The organism is Euzebyella marina (genome assembly GCF_014855515.1).
Classification (GTDB): domain Bacteria; phylum Bacteroidota; class Bacteroidia; order Flavobacteriales; family Flavobacteriaceae; genus Euzebyella; species Euzebyella marina.
This window is the reverse complement of record NZ_JACYFK010000002.1, coordinates 240,046-258,851: the sequence shown is the minus strand read 5'-3', so window position 1 is coordinate 258,851 and position 18,806 is coordinate 240,046. Positions and strand designations below refer to the sequence as shown.

16 protein-coding genes are annotated in these 18,806 nt (G+C 41.5%); 8 read left to right on the top strand and 8 right to left on the bottom strand.

What is annotated here, in order from left to right; translation table 11 throughout:
* Positions 1–5: 5 nt before the first annotated feature.
* Complete coding sequence (locus tag IL356_RS09850; protein ID WP_121849163.1) at positions 6–1,331, bottom strand: dicarboxylate/amino acid:cation symporter; 1,326 nt, start codon at positions 1,329–1,331, stop codon at positions 6–8.
* 97 nt (positions 1,332–1,428) lie between these two features.
* Entirely contained in the window at positions 1,429–2,499 is a 1,071-nt protein-coding gene (gene aroC, locus IL356_RS09845; RefSeq protein ID WP_121849164.1) for a chorismate synthase, read from the bottom strand.
* Positions 2,500–2,733: 234 nt separating this feature from the next.
* On the opposite strand from aroC, the gene IL356_RS09840 reads away from it, so the two are divergent.
* Entirely contained in the window at positions 2,734–3,594 is an 861-nt protein-coding gene (locus tag IL356_RS09840; RefSeq protein ID WP_121849165.1) for a UDP-2,3-diacylglucosamine diphosphatase, read from the top strand.
* A gap of 1 nt (position 3,595) precedes the next feature.
* Here the strand turns inward: IL356_RS09840 and IL356_RS09835 are convergent, their stop codons facing one another.
* On the bottom strand, positions 3,596–6,505 hold the full coding sequence (locus IL356_RS09835) for an FAD-binding and (Fe-S)-binding domain-containing protein (RefSeq protein WP_121849166.1): 2,910 nt from the start codon (positions 6,503–6,505) through the stop codon (positions 3,596–3,598).
* Between the two features lie 86 nt (positions 6,506–6,591).
* Here IL356_RS09835 and IL356_RS09830 point away from each other — a divergent pair, with 86 nt between their 5' ends.
* Positions 6,592–7,104, top strand: coding sequence for a hypothetical protein (locus IL356_RS09830; protein WP_121850723.1), 513 nt, complete (start codon positions 6,592–6,594; stop codon positions 7,102–7,104).
* 100 nt (positions 7,105–7,204) lie between these two features.
* Entirely contained in the window at positions 7,205–8,335 is a 1,131-nt protein-coding gene (locus IL356_RS09825) for a TlpA disulfide reductase family protein (protein ID WP_121849167.1), read from the top strand.
* 72 nt (positions 8,336–8,407) lie between these two features.
* Here IL356_RS09825 and IL356_RS09820 read toward each other — a convergent pair whose 3' ends face one another.
* Positions 8,408–10,042 (bottom strand): LVIVD repeat-containing protein, encoded by a 1,635-nt coding sequence (locus IL356_RS09820; RefSeq protein WP_121849168.1) that lies wholly within the window; start codon positions 10,040–10,042, stop codon positions 8,408–8,410.
* Between the two features lie 164 nt (positions 10,043–10,206).
* Positions 10,207–10,857 (bottom strand): rhomboid family intramembrane serine protease, encoded by a 651-nt coding sequence (locus IL356_RS09815; RefSeq protein WP_121849169.1) that lies wholly within the window; start codon positions 10,855–10,857, stop codon positions 10,207–10,209.
* A gap of 57 nt (positions 10,858–10,914) precedes the next feature.
* Here IL356_RS09815 and IL356_RS09810 point away from each other — a divergent pair, with 57 nt between their 5' ends.
* Together IL356_RS09810 and IL356_RS09805 are read left to right on the top strand one after the other, a co-directional pair.
* Positions 10,915–11,808 (top strand): lysophospholipid acyltransferase family protein, encoded by an 894-nt coding sequence (locus IL356_RS09810; protein WP_121849170.1) that lies wholly within the window; start codon positions 10,915–10,917, stop codon positions 11,806–11,808.
* 66 nt (positions 11,809–11,874) lie between these two features.
* A complete protein-coding gene (locus IL356_RS09805; RefSeq protein WP_121849171.1) occupies positions 11,875–12,870 on the top strand; it encodes a sterol desaturase family protein in 996 nt (331 codons plus the stop codon).
* Here IL356_RS09805 and IL356_RS09800 read toward each other — a convergent pair.
* Together IL356_RS09800 and glmM are read right to left on the bottom strand one after the other, a co-directional pair.
* Positions 12,860–13,639 carry an endonuclease/exonuclease/phosphatase family protein gene (locus IL356_RS09800; protein ID WP_121850724.1) on the bottom strand — a complete coding sequence of 260 codons (780 nt, stop codon included), beginning with the start codon at positions 13,637–13,639 and terminating at the stop codon, positions 12,860–12,862. The genes IL356_RS09805 and IL356_RS09800 overlap by 11 nt on opposite strands.
* Before the next feature lie 12 nt (positions 13,640–13,651).
* Complete coding sequence (glmM, locus tag IL356_RS09795) at positions 13,652–15,040, bottom strand: phosphoglucosamine mutase (RefSeq protein WP_121849172.1); 1,389 nt, start codon at positions 15,038–15,040, stop codon at positions 13,652–13,654.
* Between the two features lie 73 nt (positions 15,041–15,113).
* On the opposite strand from glmM, the gene IL356_RS09790 reads away from it, so the two are divergent.
* The 3 genes from IL356_RS09790 to IL356_RS09780 all read left to right on the top strand — a co-directional run bounded on the left by IL356_RS09790 (position 15,114) and on the right by IL356_RS09780 (position 17,927).
* Positions 15,114–15,704, top strand: a complete 591-nt coding sequence (locus IL356_RS09790) for an acyl carrier protein phosphodiesterase (RefSeq protein ID WP_121849173.1) — start codon at positions 15,114–15,116, stop codon at positions 15,702–15,704.
* Positions 15,705–15,726: 22 nt separating this feature from the next.
* Positions 15,727–17,427, top strand: coding sequence for a gamma-glutamyltransferase (gene ggt / locus IL356_RS09785; protein WP_121849174.1), 1,701 nt, complete (start codon positions 15,727–15,729; stop codon positions 17,425–17,427).
* A gap of 65 nt (positions 17,428–17,492) precedes the next feature.
* Complete coding sequence (locus IL356_RS09780; protein ID WP_121849175.1) at positions 17,493–17,927, top strand: GNAT family N-acetyltransferase; 435 nt, start codon at positions 17,493–17,495, stop codon at positions 17,925–17,927.
* A 2-nt stretch (positions 17,928–17,929) separates the two neighbouring features.
* Here IL356_RS09780 and IL356_RS09775 read toward each other — a convergent pair whose 3' ends face one another.
* The gene (locus IL356_RS09775; RefSeq protein WP_121849176.1) at positions 17,930–18,694 is read right to left on the bottom strand and encodes an XRE family transcriptional regulator; all 765 of its coding nucleotides are present in this window, start codon (positions 18,692–18,694) and stop codon (positions 17,930–17,932) included.
* Between the last annotated feature and the right edge of the window lie 112 nt (positions 18,695–18,806).

Below are 18,806 nucleotides of genomic sequence, written 5' to 3'. Positions count from 1 at the left end.
AACTATTACCGAACCTCGTCAAGGTTATCGTCCCAATTTTTCACTTTAGGCTTGATGGTTTGCCCTACCGACTTCGCGACCATCATAGAAACAGTGGCATCCCCCGTAATATTCACAACGGTTCGCAACATATCCAATGGTCTATCGACCGCAAAGATCAAGGCAAGACCTATAGCCAATTTATCGGCAGGAAAGCCGATAGCCTCAAGAACAATGACCAACATGACCATTCCGGCACCTGGTACAGCAGCCGAACCGATCGATGCCAACAAAGCAGTTAAAACAATGGTCAATTGTCCACTAAATGTAAGTTCAAAACCAAGTGCCTGCGAAATAAAAACGGCTGCTACCCCTTGATAAAGACTTGTACCATCCATATTGATGGTGGCACCTACCGGCAGTACAAAACTTGAAATTTCCTTATCCACACCGATATGTTCCTCTACCCTTTCCATAGTGACAGGCAAGGTCGCCGCACTGGAGCTGGTACTAAAGGCCAACAGTTGAGCAGGGCTGATTTTTTGCAAAAATGTCCACGGGTTGTAGCGTGTAAAAGTACCCACAACCAAGCTATAGAATACAATCATCAGAATTAGGCCCAGAACGACCACTCCTGAATATTTTAAAAGGGCCAAAAGCAGGTCGGGATCACCAGAAGAGACCACTACGTTCGATAGTAAGGCAAAAACGGCTATCGGTGCCGATAACATGATCAGATCGACCATTTTAAGCACCACATCGTTCAACGAATCGAAAAAATCTTTTAGAGGTTTTGCCTTTTTCTCACCTATTAAAAGCATTGAAATACCCAGAAATATGGTGAAAAATATCACTTGAAGCATTGAACTATTGTCCCCAAGCGCATTAAAAGCATTATCAGGAACCATATCTTCCAAAAACTGTAGCGGTCCACTTTCTTTTTGTCTTGAAGCTTCCTCTAATTTTGAGGTAACGCCACTGTCATTGGAATAGGTTTCGGTCAATTGCGCTATGGTGTCCTCAGAAATACCGTTACCAGGTTTAATCAAATTGACCAATAACAGGCCGATAGTGATGGCAACAATCGTAGTAGCGATGTATATGGCAATGGTTCTTAGACCGATGTTCCTGAACTTTGAAATATCCTTCAAGTCAGAAATACCCTTAACCAATGATGCCAAGATGAGCGGAATGGCGATAAGCTTCAATAGCTTGACAAAAATAGTACCGAAAGGGTTGATCCAATCTTGTATGAATTTAGGTCCCCATTCAAAATTGGTCATTAAAAATCCAAAGAGGATTCCCAAAACCATTCCGATGAGAATCTTCCAGTGTAATTCCATTTTTCGCATGCATCGCTAGTTTAGGTAAGTAATATACTGTTTTTGACTTGAAAGCCGAAAAACTATATCTCGCACCTCAAAGGAAATATCAATTTCCTAAAAAGAACTATCCATTTCTTTGTATCGTGCGATTAAGCAGGGTATAATCTGCCAAAACCAAGGCCGTCATAGCCTCAACAATGGGTACGGCCCTAGGCACTACACAAGGGTCGTGTCGGCCTTTGCCTTGGGTCTGCACCTTATTGCCTTCTTTATCAATCGTCTCGTAAGGCTGTATAAGTGTAGCTACCGGTTTAAAGGCCACATTGAAGTAAATATCCATTCCATTACTGATACCGCCTTGAATACCCCCACTGTAATTGGTCTTAGTGGTACCGTCCGACTTAAATTGATCGTTATGGGCACTTCCCTTCATTTCAACACCTTCGAAGCCACTACCATATTCAAACCCTTTTACGGCGTTGATCGATAACATGGCCTTACCCAGTTCGGCATGTAATTTATCAAAAACAGGCTCTCCCAGACCAATTGGCACATTTTGCGCTACACAGGTAATAACACCACCAATGGTATCGCCCTCTTTTCTAATTTCTTTAATATAATCCTCCATTTTTACCGCCAAGGCCGGATCAGGGCACCGCACCGGATTCGATTCAATCTGCGCAAAATCAAGTTCTTGGTAAGGTTTATCTAATTTAAGAGTACCAACTTGCGAAACAAAGGCGTTGATTTTGATATCTGACAAAAATTGTTTGGCAATGGCACCGGCCACTACCCTACTGGCCGTTTCCCTGGCAGAACTGCGTCCTCCACCTCGATAATCGCGAAAGCCGTATTTCTGATCATAAACGTAATCGGCATGAGAAGGTCGGTATGAGTCTTTGATATGTGAGTAATCTTTCGATTTCTGATTGGTATTATGAATGGCAAAGCCTATAGGTGTACCAGTGGTCTTTCCTTCAAAAACACCGGAATAGAATTCGACGGTATCGGGTTCTTTCCTTTGGGTTACAATGGCCGATTGGCCCGGTTTTCTTCGGTTTAACTCCTTTTGAACTGCTTCAAGATCAAGGGTGATTCCTGATGGGCATCCGTCTAAGACCCCTCCTATTGCCACCCCATGAGATTCACCAAAAGTGGTCAGTTTAAAAATTGAACCGAAAGTATTTCCCGCCATTTAAAATCGTTAAATTGGTTAGTTGTAAAAGACGGTCGGCTACTTCAAATAAATCGGCAAGATTTACGATTTTAAAGTAACTACCTTTTGCTTTCACGCGCTCAAAGTTAATTCTTAATTAACAGTCGTGCAAAGTTATCGCCTATGCATTGATACAGAAGATAATGCATTCTTTATAGCTTGTTTACCTTTAGTTTATATGGGTTTGGTTTATTGTAATTAAAATAGATTACATTGAAAAAACGTAAACTAGAGGTTGCCGTTATCTCCGATGTTCATTTGGGTTCGCTCGATTGCCATGCCGATGAGCTCAACACCTACCTAAACAGTATTCAGCCCAAGAAACTGGTGTTGAACGGCGATATACTCGATATAGGCCAGTTTCACAAACGTTACTTTCCGCAGCCACATATGAAGGTTATTCGCAAAATACTGAATATGGCCGCTAAAGGCACCCAAGTATTCTATGTTACCGGAAACCGCGATGAAATCGTTAGAAAATTGACCGGTACCTCTATGGGAAATGTTCATGTGGTGGATAAACTTATTTTACGATTGGATGGTAAAAAAGCATGGTTCTTTCATGGCGACGTATTTGACACGCCCATTATCAAGGCCAAATGGCTGGCCAAATGTGGCAGTCTAGGTTATCATTTACTTTTCAACCTTAACAAGGGTGCCAATTACATCTATAAAAAAATGGGGCGCGAACGCCCTACGCTTTCCCATAAGGTCGAGAACGAAGGTGCCGATTCGAAATATGTTGAAGATTTTGAAAAATACACTGTTAAAATGGCGCTTCGAAAGCACTATGACTATGTGGTCTGTGGACATTTGCACCAACCTAAAAAGGAAGACTACATTACAAAAAAAGGCACCTGCACCTATTTGAATTCGGGTGATTGGGTCAAAAGCCTCACTGCGCTGGAATACAGCCTAAAAAGATGGAAACTGTACCGTTACCAACATGACAAACTATCGCCATTCTTTATGGATATGGAACTGCGTGAAATGGACATGCAAGAACTATTCGAAATCATCACCACCCAATCGGAGGCCAAACTACTGAAGCAAAGGCGAAAGAAAAAGCTTTAGCCTACAGCAACGCATTCTTTAATATGGTAACCGGGTGCAGCGCCGTTCTTTTGGTTCCGTCATAAATTTGGTGTCTACAACTGGTACCGTTCGCGGATATAATAGTATCCTCCGAACTTTTTCTAACAGCCGGGAACAATTTTAGCTCACCTATCTGCATACTTACCTCATAATGCTCCTTTTCATAACCGAACGATCCTGCCATACCACAACAACCGGAGCTTATTATGGAAACCGTGTAGTTTTTGGGAAGGTTAAGTACGTCAAAAGTCACCTTTTGATTGCTCAACGCCTTTTGGTGGCAATGCCCATGAATTTTAACGGTTTTGGCCTCTTGCGTAAACAATTCGGATGTCAGCTCGCCTTTCTGAATTTCGATGGATAAAAATTCCTCTAACAGATACGAGTTCAAAGCGACGGCATTGGTAGCCTCTGCATCATTTGAAAATCGTTTGTATTCATCCCGAAAAGATAATACGGCTGAAGGCTCTAACCCTACAACAGGCAGCCCTTGATCGGCAAATTTCTTAAGTGCCGGAATATTCTTGAGCGCCAATTTTTTTGCTTGTTTTAAAAAGCCTTTTGATAAATAAGTACGCCCGCTTTCAGCATAAAAAAGCTGAACATCGTAACCTAGTCGGGTCAAAAGTTCAATGGCATCTTTACCGAGTTCAACATCTAAATATTGACTGAATTCATCAATGTACAACACCACACTTCTTTTGGATGCAGTATATTGATTTTTATAATTTAAAAGATGGTTATTGAAATTAAAACTTGAAACTTTTGGCAAGCTTCTTTGGGGTGCCACATCAGCGCCCTTTTTCAATAAACCACCTAATAATGCGGAATCGTACACAGCATTTGTAAGACCGGATACCTTACTTCCTAATTTGTTCAATTTGGTATTGTGAGCGAATAATTTGCTTCGCAGAGAATACCCATTTTTCTCTTGATACTGGTATAAGAACTCTGCTTTTAACGCTGCAATATCAACGTTGCTGGGGCATTCACTAGAGCATGCTTTACAACTCAAGCAGTAGTCTAGCACCTCCTTTAGTTCCTTTTGGTCAAAACGGTTAGGCTGTTCCGCATTGGTCAAAAATTCCCTAAGAGCATTGGCCCGACCTCTTGTGGTGTGCTTTTCATTTCTGGTAGCGTGGTAACTGGGGCACATAGCGCCCTTCATGCTTTCGGTTTTTCGACAGTCGCCACTACCATTGCATTTTTCCGTGGCACGCAAAATTCCTTCGCTATCCGAAAAATCCATCAAGGTTTTTATTTCGGGTTCGTTGCGGTCTATTTCATATCTCAAGGATGCATCCATCGGATAGGCATCCACAATTTTTCCAGGATTAAATAGGTTCTGAGGGTCAAAATAAGACTTCACCCTTTTGAGCAGTTCGTAGTTTTTCTCACCGATCATTAAGGGAATAAATTCGGCCCTTACGATTCCGTCGCCATGTTCCCCACTAAAAGAGCCTTTGTATTTCTTGGTAAGTTTGGCCACATCGGTAGTAATATCCCTAAAAAGACCGACATCTTCCTTCTTTTTTAGGTTGAGTATAGGCCGTAAGTGCAGTTCGCCGGCACCTGCATGAGCATAATACACCGCACTTTGTCCGTAGCCCTTCATAATCGCTGTAAATTCAGAAATAAAAGCACTGAGGTCTTCGACTGCAACGGCCGTATCTTCGATACAGGCCACCGCTTTTTTGTCTCCCACCATATTACCTAAGAGCCCAAGACCGGCCTTTCTCAGTTCTATGGCTTTATTGATATCGCCTCCATACAGAATGGGATTGGCATAGCTAAGACCCGATTTTGAAATTGTAGCCTGTAAAGACTGTATCTGTTCTTGAAGGTTTTCCTCTGAATGGGCCTTCATTTCCAACATGAGCAAAGCGGCAGGATCACCCTCGACGAAAAAACGGTTTTGTAACTGCTCCCGATTGTTTTTGGTGCAATCTAAAATCACCTTATCCATCATTTCGCATAAATGCAATGAATGTTCCATAACGGGAGCCACATCTAACAGGCAATCTTCTAAAGTCTTATAATGGGTTACTACCATTGCGGAATAAGAAGGAGGCAAATCGTCGAGCTGCACCGTTATTTCGGTTGTGAAGGCCAAGGTGCCCTCAGAACCGCTCAAAAGTTTGCACATGTTGAATTCTTCTTCAGAATCTGAGAAAACCCCATTATGCAATAGTTCGTCTACAGCGTACCCCGTATTTCTTCTGTGAATTTCCGGTTTGGGAAATTCCTTTACAATCTCATTCTTTATCTCGGCATTCGAAAGCTCGTTGAAAAGCTGATTATAGATAGTTGACTCCAATGTATCTCCCTTGAGCTTTTCTTGAAACTCGGTCTTGGTCAAAGAACTGAATTCAGCTTCACTGCCATCACTTAAAATAGTTTTTATAGAAACTACTTTATCGCGGGTCACCCCGTATTGAATAGAAGTGGTACCTGATGAATTATTTCCAACCATGCCCCCTATCATACACCTATTGGCCGTAGAAGTATTGGGGCCGAAAAATAGACCGTAAGCGGCAAGATATTGATTGAGTTCATCCCTAATCACACCAGGCTGTAGCGTTATTTGCTTTTTCTTCTCATCGAAGGACAAAATTTTTGTGAAATGCCGTGATACATCAACAACAATACCATCGCCAACACACTGCCCTGCCAAAGAAGTACCGGCAGTTCTCGGAATTAAACCCACCTTATGCTCCCCTGCAAAACGAATGATTTTCTTTAAGTCTTCTTCATTTTTAGGAAAAGCAACTGCCGTTGGTATTTTTCTATACACCGATGCATCCGTTGCATATAAAGCCTTGGTAAGTTCGTCAGATAAAAGTTCACCCTGAAGTGAATTGCCCAGTGATTGGAGTAAATTTTTATTCAATTGAAAACAATTTTGCCAGCTAAATTAAGTTTTTATGCTTGAAAGGGACAGTTTAAAACTGTTTTTAGACAAAATTGAATATGATTATGAAAAAAATGAAATTAGTATTTAGTTTAATTTTCTTTACCGCCGTTTCAGGGCTCTATGCCCAAGAAATAGCAGACCACGCCCTAGGCCTTAGGCTGGGCGATAGCGACGGCTTCGGAGCCGAAATATCGTACCAAAAATCAATTGGTAGATATACCAGGGCCGAAATCGATTTGGGTTGGAGGGATAGTAGAGAGTTTGATGCCCTAAAACTGACCGGACTCTATCAATGGGTACATAACATCGACCGTGGCTTCAACTGGTTCTACGGTGTTGGTGGTGGTGCCGGAAATGTTGATTTCGAACCGCGACTTAACAATAACAATCAGCCCTACCACCCAGATGGAGGCCTATTTCTTTTCGTGGCCGGTGATGTTGGGGTCGAATATAACTTTGATTTTCCGTTGCTGTTATCACTAGATTTTAGGCCCGAACTGGGGCTTATAGGCTATAGCGATTTTGACAACAGCTTTAATTTTGATATTGCTCTTGGTGTACGGTATCAATTTTGATAAAAAATTTGCGTGCTAAAAAGGCCCTTAACGCTATTTGTTAAGGGCCTTTTTTTATTTTAGCGATATGCCTACTTTTACCGCACCTTAAAATAAAACAATGAAGAAATTAGTAGTTACATTATCTATTTTGATCGGTCTAAGTGCCTGTAACCAAAAACCTGAGGGTTATACTTTTACCGGAAACTTGACCGGAGAGGTTGAAAATGGCACCAACGTATATTTACGGGCGGTGGGTGAAAACGGTCAACCTGTTGATATTGATACGGCTACCGTCGAGAATGGCAAGTTCACTTTCAATGGGGAAATGCCTGCACCGGAAATGCACTATGTCTTCGTTGAAAATCTTATGGGTTTCACTCCTGTTATTCTTGAGAACGGAGAAATCATGATGAAGGCCCAAAAAGATAGCCTTGGTATGGCCGAGGTAACCGGTACACCTCAGAATGAGGTTTTTGTCGATTACATGGAAAAATCAAAGGAACTTACCCAAAGGGCCCAATCCATTCAGCAAGATATGCAGCAGGCAAACATGTCAAGGGATACGGCTACCGCTATTTCCTTACGTGATGAAATGATGGAACTTCAAGAGACGTATAAGGATTTTGAAATCGACTACATCAAGACCCACCCAGATGCCTTGATCTCGGCTTTATTAATCGAAAGGGCTATTGGAACCGGGGCCATTACTTCTGAAGAGGCACAGGGTATGTACGATGCCTTATCCCCAGAAATTAAGGAGACCAAGACCGCAAAGGGAATTTTAGAAAAACTTGAAGCTCAAAAAAAAGCAGAGGAAAATGAAAAGAACACCTCTATAGGTGCAAAAGCTCCTGAGTTTTCTGCACCAGATCCCGAGGGCAACCAATTGGCCTTGGCCGATGTTTTAGGAAAAGTGACCTTGGTCGATTTTTGGGCCGCTTGGTGCAAGCCCTGTCGTGCCGAAAACCCTAATGTACTAGCGGTTTACAATAAATATCATGACAAAGGACTCAATATTATAGGTGTTTCTTTGGATAGAACCGCAGACGCATGGAAGGAAGCTATCGAAGATGACGGACTTACTTGGAACCATGTTTCTAACGTGGCTTATTTTAATGATCCGATTGCCAAACTATATAATGTGAATGCCATACCTGCCGCATTTTTGTTGGATGAAAACGGAGTCATCGTGGCGAAAAATTTAAGAGGTCCTGCTTTGGAAGCCAAAGTGGCCGAATTACTGAATTAATGCGAACGTACCTAGTGGAAACAAAAATCCCCGAACCTTGGTTCGGGGATTTTTTATTGTGTATATTTCTTACTAGAATTTGTTTCTTACGTCTTCGAACTCACCTTTGATGGTTACGTTACCCAACTTTTTAACGCTTCCAAAAACATTCACTTTAGAATCGCTACCCAAGAACTCCAATGTAGAACCTTCATTAAGAATCAAATCTCCGTAAATAGTTAGGTTACCCTCTACTCTAAAAGTAGCTCCCTGATTCACGGTGATATTCTTGCGCTTGTTGTTTCTTCCAATAACAAACGTACCGTTCATTTCAAATAGACCGTTGCTATTTATATATGAATTGTTGTTTACCGTCCAAGAACCGCACAATAAAAGGGATCCATTTACTGTAATTCTATTGAATCTCTTAGCTCCTCTATAGGCTTTTTCCTCGCCTTCATTAACCGTTAACGTTGAGCTACCCCAATAAGTTGGCAAGTCTTGGCAACGAGTTTCCAAACTGGTATCAGGTCGGTTCAATTTTACGATTTGAAGACCAGCTTTACCAGAAGCTGCAAAAATGTAATCTCCTTTTGATTCTACATAATTGATGGAACCGTTCAAGTCGATGATACCCACCATATCGGTATTGTCTGCCTGCGTTTCAGAAAGACAAAGACCGGCACCACCATTGGCCATTAACAGAATATTTTCGTTGGTAGCTACGGCATTGGTTACATTATTGCTCTGCTCAGAACCTTCAGGATTGATCATAATCGGGACGTATTCCAACAAACTTCCATTGGAACGGTCATAAATACCGGCACCTTTAGAACCTTCCGATACGACAATCTTATCATCTGAAATATCTAAAGTTCTTTTACTAAAGTCCCCAAAATCGGAACTAATGGCGATTTCCTGAGACACGTTCAAGCCTTGATCCATCAAAACTACCCCAGTGCTTGCATCAAGAACAGCAACCGTTTCATTATGAAGGGCTACGGAACGTAAATCAGCAAATGAAGCATCGTTCTTAACAGATAGATTTGCTTTGTTATAGGCAGTAAGCAAACCGTCTTTACCACTTGTTACATAAACGGTATTACCTGTAATTTCAATATCGGTAGCGTTGAAACCTTCTTGAAATCCATAAGCTAAACCACCGGTATCCATTCTTCCTCCAGAAACTGGAATCTTAACTACAAAAGAATTGGATGTGGCCCTAACCGATTTTTCGGAATCCACTCCCCCTACGGCATAAACATAACCGTCATTGTATTCTACAGAGTTGATATCAGCGTTGGTGTAGTACAATCTAGAAGTTACCCTTGGGTCGTTGGGATCACTCACATTTACAATGTCGATGGCCCCGGCATAACCGTCCTCAACCGTATTATAGGCTACATAAGCGTAATCACCATCAACATGAACATGCGATGCCGTTAGGTTTTCTGCGCCACTGTACGAAGGCGGGTCAACACGGGCGACCAATGTCAAGGGGTAATCACCTGCTTCTTCATCGGCACCTTTTGCGGTCTTGCCCGTTAAAGCAGCTTCGCCGGCAATTTCCAGAACACCGGCATCATCAAACAATATACTATTTTGTAAAACGGATTCGCTCTTTTCTACCGAAACATCTTCGGAAGGATCACTGTACACCGTGGTTTCGTCGCTACAAGAAGCAGCCAACACGAGCACAGCTAGAGCTGTGAGGGAAACTCTTTTCATTACTAGTAGGTTTAATTCAATTAGATTTGGGTTCTAATCTAACGGCGAAAATAAGCGAAGTGTATATTAAAGGTCAACTTTTTTCGACCAATGGTTTATTTTCTATAGTTGAAATGACCTAAAATGTAGTTTACTGGAAATAAATCGAGTAAACTGAGTCATATCTATATCTTTCCCAATTTTTCCATGGCAAACAAAATTATAATGGGCACGGCCAATAAGAGAACCATCAAAGTTTCGTCTACCAATAATCTTGGCATGAAAATCAGCACGGTAAGATAACCGCCTATGGCGCCACCAAAGTGGGCCGTATGGCCAATATTGCCTATACGACTCTTCATACCGTAGATAGAATAAAGCAAATACCCGATGCCGAACACATAAGCGGGCATGGGTATCGGAATGAACATGATGCCTAGCTGCATATTAGGTTGCAGCAAAATAGCCGCATATAATACGCCGGTTACGGCACCACTGGCACCAACTGCGCTATAATAAGGTTCATTTTTATGGAAGACCATTGCCAATAAACTACCGGCCAGAAGACTTACGAAGTAGACAATAAAAAACTTGCCGGTACCCAACCACCCGATGATAACAGGTGCAAAAAAATAAAGGGTAAACATGTTGAAAAATAAGTGCGCCCAGTCTACATGCAAAAACCCGGAAGTAACCATGCGATCCTTTTGACCTGAATTGATGGCCGCAATATTGAACTTATAGCGTTCAAAAAATGATGTATCGTTAAAACCTTTTAGGGAAACCAAAACATTGGCAGCAATGACCACAATGGTAGCCAAATCGAGATTGTACATAGAGGACACCTTAAATTCGGGCCAAATATAGCTATATTTGCCCATTAAAACCGAACCATGCAATTGCTTGTCTTTGTCTTGGCCTACCCTCTTTTGTGGATCATTTCAAGACTTCCTCACCGCTTATTTTACGCCTTCTCAGACTTTATCTGCCTTATTGTTTATAGACTTGTTGGGTACAGGACAAAGGTCGTCAGAAACAATTTAAGACTTGTATTTCCAGAGAAACCAGAGGCAGAATTGAAATCTATTGAAAAGAAATTCTACTCACATCTTTGCGACACTTTTTTAGAAATGGTCAAAACCATGTCTATAAGCACCGAAAAGATCAAAAAGAAATACAACGTTATCAATCCGGATATGATCCATAATATCGAGAAGGAAAAAACAGTATTGGTCGTATGTTCGCACTATGCCAACTGGGAATGGAACGTAAGTATCAACAATTATTTTTGTTCTAAAGGCTACGCCGTTTACCAAAAAATAGGCAACCCCTATTTTGACCGATGGATCCGTAAAATACGCTCGCGGTGGAACACAACCCTTATTACACAAAAACAAGTAGTACCAACGGTAGTCAAAAATCATAAGAACGGAGTGAGAGGCATCTTCGGAATGGTCAGTGACCAATCTCCGCAAAAGCACTTGGCCCATTATTGGACCGAGTTTATGGGCATTAAGGTGCCCGTGGTAAACGGTGCTGAAATAATGGCCAGAAAAATGGATTTGGCAGTTGTATTTCTTAAGGTATCGAAAGTAAAAAGAGGGTTTTACGATGCCAGGTTTACTTTGATAACCGACTCGGGTTCAAAAACTTCTAAAAATGAAATTACCGACGCATTCTTGCGGCTTACCGAACAGCAAATACTGGAAAGACCAGAGCATTACCTTTGGACGCATCGCCGTTGGAAGCATAGAGATAAAGTTCCTGAAAAGTTTAAATCGGAATAGTAAATAGTTCTTGGTATATTTCAAGACCAAACAACTTATTACTATCCAAAAAAATTTAAATTATTCATGGAAATTTTTGAAACTATTTATGATGAACTTATCGGTTTTTTAGGTATTTCCCGAGCATGGGAAATTTTAAGTACCGGCAATTACGACGCCCTAAGAACTTATGAAGGCGTAACCTCTTTTATCTTACCGCTTATACCGTTATTGGTTATTTTAGAATTGATTCTCGGCCTCATCTACAAAAAGCCCCATACGAAGGTTTACCGTGTCAATTTTCTCATCTATATTTTCAATCGATTCATTGGCCGATTTATTGCCATCGCAATGGTGACACTATGTATCGGGTGGTTTCAGCCATTGGCCTTATTTCAGACAGAACCCACATGGTATTGGTTCATCTATGCCTATATAATCTGGGAGTTTGGCCATTTCATTTATCACTACCTCGGTCACAAAGTACGCCTATTTTGGTGCTTGCACTCTACCCACCATGCTCCTGAAGAAATGAACCTATCGGTTACCTACGCCCATTTTTTTCTTGAGGCACCTTATGCCGATACTATTCGAACTACAGTATGTATACTGGCAGGGGTTCAGCCAGAAATGCTTTTCATTATCATGTTTATTGACGGAACATATGGCGCATTCATTCACGTAGGAGAAAATGTAATGAAAAAGGGCCAATTCGGTTTTTTGGGAAAATACATCCTTACCCCATCGCACCATCGGGTACACCATGCTAAAAATCCACTATATATGGATACCAACTTCTGTAACCTTCTAAATATTTGGGATAGGGTTTTCGGTACCTATCAAGAAGAACACGAAGATGAAAAAATAAAATATGGAATTACTCGAGAAATGGATTCCGGTAATTTTATGGATGTCTATTTTGGTGAAATTACAGCCTTGGCCAAAGATGTCTGGTCAGCACCGGGTCTAAAAAACAAGATGAGCTATATCTTCATGCCTCCCGGGTGGCACCACACCGGAGACCATAAAACGGCAAAGGTGGTACGTGACGAATATTTCAACACCCAAAAGGTTACGGCGTAAAAACAAGCGTTGACATTACTATACAATGGTCACTGGCATAGTTCTCGCATAAAACTTGATAATCGATAACCTCCCATAAATCGGGTTGGTTGTAAAGTATATAATCGATTTTCTTTTGAGGCCCATTTGAAGGATAAGTCCCCTGCTGGGCTTCTTTATGTTCAGGTTCGGTAAAGACCGTCTTGATAATCCTGATTGTCTCGGAATCGGGCTCGGCATTTAAATCACCCAAAAGTAAAGTTGCATAGTTCGTATCATGAAATTGCTCTACCAATGCCCTAGCTTGCATCTCCCTATCTTTTTCGTCTTTCTGATGATCTAGATGGGTTCCGACAAACTGAATGGTATTTCCATTTTTGGTTTTGATAAGTGCGACTGCGGCAGCACGAGGCTCAGAATCAGGCAAATGCGGTAAGGCGATATTCTCCGTAGCAATAAAACTGTATTTCGATAAAATGCCCTCACCATACTCCCCTCCATCATAATACATCGCTCTGGCAAAAAGTGAGGCCATTTGAGTACGATAGCCTAACTCGGTCGGCAAATCATACTTTATAGCTCTTTCAGTCTTAAAGTCAACTTCTTGCATGGCAACCAAATCAGGATTGTATGATTTAATAACACCTGCGATTGAATCTAGGTTGAAATCATTCTCTACGGTCGCCCCGTGAAGAATATTGAAGCTCGTTACCCTAAGAGTATCGGTCTGCGCCCAATTTTTCGATGCAAACAAAACTACAAGAACAAATAGAATGCCCTTTGCTTTCATGATTTTCATTACTTAAATACCGGCAATATTCTTGATGTCGGCAATAATGTCATCAGCCAAAACATCTGCCTTCTCTTGAGTGGAAGCTTCCGTATATATTCTGATGATCGGTTCGGTATTCGATTTTCTCAAGTGGACCCAATTTTCAGGAAAGTCAATTTTCACACCATCGATGGTAGAAATATCCTCATTTTTATATTTATCGGCCATGGCCTTTAAAATACCATCCACATCCAATTCGGGTGTCAATTGTATTTTCTTCTTACTCATAAAATAAGCTGGATAACTTGCTCTTAATTCGGCAACAGTACCCCCTCGCTCTGCCATGAGCATCAAAAACATAGCCGTACCGACCAAGGCATCCCTCCCATAATGACTTGCTGGATAGATAATTCCACCATTTCCTTCACCCCCAATAATGGCATTGTTCGCTTTCATTTTAATAACTACGTTCACCTCTCCTACGGCAGCTGCCTCATAAGTGCCTCCATGCTTTTGGGTTATGTCCCTTAAAGCACGTGAAGATGAAAGGTTTGAAACGGTATTACCTTTTGTTTTACCCAAAACATAATCGGCACAGGCCACCAATGTGTATTCTTCACCGAACATTTCACCCTTATTATCTATAAATGCCAAACGGTCTACATCTGGGTCTACTACGATACCAAAATCGGCCTCCTCTTCAACTACCAATTTGCAGATGTCTGCCAAATGCTCTTTTAAGGGTTCAGGATTATGAGGAAATTGGCCAGTCGGTTTGCAATACAATTTGACGACTTCTACACCCAACTCCTCCAGAAGCTTTGGTATGGCGATACCCCCGGTGGAATTAACACCGTCTACAGCCACCTTAAATTTTGCTTTTCTAATGGTATCGGCATCGATTAAATCAAGATCTAGCACTTCATCGATGTGAATATCGATATACGAATCATTCTTGGTAATAGTACCCAGGTCATCTACCTCAGAGAACGCAAAATCTTCCTTTTCAGCAATCTCTAATATTTTAGCGCCCTGCTCTGCATCTAAAAACTCTCCCTTTTCATTTAAAAGCTTGAGCGCGTTCCATTGTTTCGGGTTGTGACTGGCCGTCAATATGATTCCACCATCAGCCTCTTCCAAAGGAACCGCAATTTCGACCGTTGGTGTTGTCGACAAATCTAAATCGATCACATCGATTCCCAGACCAATCAATGTCGAGACCACCAAATTTTGGATCATTTCTCCCGATAAGCGGGCATCTCTACCAATAACCACTTTCAACTTATCTTTTTTGGAATATTCTTTTAACCATATACCATAGGCCGCAGCGAATTTTACGGCATCAATAGGGGTTAAATTATCACCAGGGTTTCCTCCGATGGTTCCCCTTATTCCAGAAATAGATTTAATCAGTGTCATATTGTAGTAAAAGTTTTAGCAAATATACAGGTCTGGTATAAAACCTACGTAAGCAATTTGTAAATTCGAACCAATGAATTTCTTGGCCCATATTTATCTTTCCTTCAATGACAACGAAATCACTTTAGGTAATTTCATTGCCGATAGTATTAGGGGAAACAAATTCAAACACCTACCCAACAAAGTTCAAAAAGGCATTTTATTGCATCGGGAAATAGACACCTTTACCGACACTCACCCAATACCTAAAAAAAGCAGTAAGCGATTGCATAAAAACTACAGTCATTACAGTCGGGTCATCGTTGACATTTTCTATGACCACTTTTTGGCAAAAAACTGGCATCTGTATTGCAAAACACCTCTTGATATTTATGTTGAAAGCTTCTACGATTTATTAGAAGACCACTATGCCATTTTACCTGACGGAACCAAAAGAATGATGCCCTATATGATTGCCGATAATTGGATCTACAACTATTCTAAAATGGAAGGCATTGGCAAGGTTTTGAACGGAATGAACCGTCGTACCCAAAACCGTTCTAAGATGAACTTTGCCATTTTAGACCTTGAAAAAAACTACGATGCCTTTGAACAGGAGTTTACCGATTTTTTTGAAGAATTGGTTGTATTCGCAAAACATAAATTCATTTCGTTAAATGACTAACCTCTAAAACAAACCACCGACCATGAAAAGACCACTTTCCCTACTCCTCTCCTTCTCCCTTCTATTTTTACTGGTATTGACCAATTGCAAAAGCAGGCCTGCAGCACCAACGGGTTTAGTAACCGAAAAGGCAATGGTCGTCTCTGCAAGGGAGGAAGCCTCAAAAATAGGTGCGGAAATCATGAAAAAGGGTGGCAATGCCTTCGATGCCATGGTCGCCACAGAAATGGCCCTAGTGGTCGCCTATCCATTCGCGGGAAACTTAGGTGGCGGCGGATTTATGGTCTATAGAAAATCGGATGGTGATGTGGGCGGGCTCGATTATCGCGAAAAAGCGCCCCTGGCTGCCCATAAAGACATGTATTTAGATTCTTTAGGAAATGTCATCCCGGAAATGAGTACCAAAGGAGCCACGGCCGTAGGTGTACCCGGAACGGTCGCAGGCATTATGGCGGTACATGAAAAATTTGGGTCATTGCCTTTAGAGGAAATTTTCGAACCCATTATAGAATTGGCTGAAAACGGCATAGTGGTTACTGAAAACCAGGCCAATCGTTTTGCTGCCGTCAAAGACCGTATTTTGGAGGTCAATGATAGTGTAACGACGTTTCCCATCGATTGTAAGGTGAACGATACGGTACGATATCCTGCATTGGCGCGAACCATGCGAAAAATAGCAAAAGAAGGTCATGATGGTTTTTATAAAGGGGAAATCGCAAAAACTCTGGCCAGTTTTATTCAAGAAAAGGGTGGGTTCATCACTGAAGAAGATTTGGCCAAATACGAAGCGGTTTGGCGACAGCCCATCATATTCAATTACAAAGATTTAAAGATAATCTCCATGAGTCCACCCAGTAGCGGCGGGGTAACCATCAATCAAATCCTTAAGATGATCGAGCCTTACGACATAGGCGATTTTGATCATAATTCAGAAAAAAGCATTCAATTGTTTACTGAGGCGGCCAGAAGGGCTTACGCAGATAGAAATTATTATTTGGGCGACCCTGACTTCACCGAGATACCACTAGACGTACTTCTCGGAAAAGCATATTTAGAAAATAGAATGGCCGACTTTTCATTTGAAAAAGCTACTAAATCATCAGACATTAGCGAAGGGAGTGTTCAAATGGCAGAAAGCATGGAAACTACCCATTACTCTATCGTTGATGCACAAGGCAATGCGGTTTCGGTTACCACGACTCTAAACGGGGCCTATGGTTCTAAGCTCTACAGCGACGAACTAGGTTTCTTTTTAAATAATGAGATGGATGATTTTAGTGCCAAGGCCGGTGTACCTAATATGTTCGGTCTCATAGGTGCCGAGGCCAATAGTATCGCCCCAGAAAAAAGAATGCTTAGCAGCATGACTCCTACTATTGTTGAAAAAGAGGGCGAGCTTTGGATGGTCGTAGGCACCCCAGGTGGTTCGACCATTATTACTGCGGTTGCCCAAACCATTTTGAACGGTTACGAATACAATATGAGTATGCAAGAGGCCGTAAACGCACCTCGCTTTCATCATCAATGGCTACCTGATGTCGTTATTTTTGAACCCGAAGGTTTTTCAAACGACCTGATTGAAAGCTTAAAGTCAAAAGGTTACCTTATCAATGAAGAGCGCACACCCATTATTGGCAAGGTAGATGCCATAAGAGTATTGGCCGATGGTCGTTTAGAAGGTGGAGCAGACAAAAGGGGCGACGATACTGCGGTCGGTTTTTAAATATGAACAATGATTTTTTTACCCTTGCGATTTGTTTTTAATTTTATGCCTGAAATAAGACTCACATGACGATAGAAGTACTACATAAATTCGAATTAAACGATAAGAACCAAGCCCGCATTCGTGCCTTGTACAGGCAACTGAACGCTACGATCACCCCAAGAGCTTTACATCAGGTTTTACAAGAGGATAACCACGTCATCTTTATGGTCTGTAAAGATGAAAAAGGAGAAATTGTCGGCATTGCCCTAATGGCCACCTATAAGGTAGTTTCAGGATTTAGAGGCCTTGTTGAAGATGTGGTAGTAGATGAAGCTTACCGAGGAAAAGGCATTGGTAGAAAACTTATGGATAGCTTGTTGGAAGAAGCTCGGCGAAAAGGAATCGACGAAGTAATGTTATTTACCGGTCACCACAGAACTGCGGCTATCAACCTTTATAAAAGCTTAGGATTCAAAATAAGGGAAAGCGGGGTCTATAACCTAAGTTTTAGAAAATAACGCTACACTTTTTTTACATGCTGTAGCTGGCCCTTTAGCTCTTCCATAGATTCTTGAAGTTGCTTGAGAAGGCCTTTTTCGGTACTGGCATCCTCACCAAAGGTGATTCTACTGCTCACCTGCCAAAGCTCTTGAATTTGAAACGGTTTGATTTCGTAGGGTGGATAAGCCTCGTTGAGGGAAACCAATGTTACATTGTTCGAATTGGGTCTTCGCTCAATTTTCTTGACCAAAACGGCATCTTGTAAAACGACCACGTACATTTTATTGGGGCTAACATCATCGATATGCTCTACGGCCTTGGCCAGAACCCATTCCCCTGGCCTCAAGTTGGGCAACATACTATCACCCTCTACTTGAAAACCCCGATAAGTGGCATTTCTAAATTCCGGAATAGGCAAATCAAAGGCCGGTAACTGACGGTACCAACTGGTATCTTGAATGTTTTGCGGATATCCTGCAGCGGCCTTGGCATTCACCAGAACCATATTCTCGCGATCTTCACTATCAACGGTCACTACTTTTGGAATAACACTGGTTTGCGATGTTTCCAAATATTTGTTCTCACTTTCCCCGAACAACCACAGAGGATTTATCTTGAATTGCTTTAAAAGTTCGGCTACCACCTTACCTGACAGCTTTGTTCGACCTCTTTCTATATCGGCTGTAGTACTTGAAACCCCAAGCAGCTTGGCAAATTCGGCCTGGGTAAAACCTAAATCACGTCTGATATCTGTAAATCTCTTCAAGGTTAATTCATTCTCCATACCTATTCAAATTTTAAATCCCACTGGGATAAATTCCTTCCTATCCGCTCAAATATACGGTTTTTGGAAATATTCCAATATATTTTTTGGATTATTTCCATAATTAGGATTT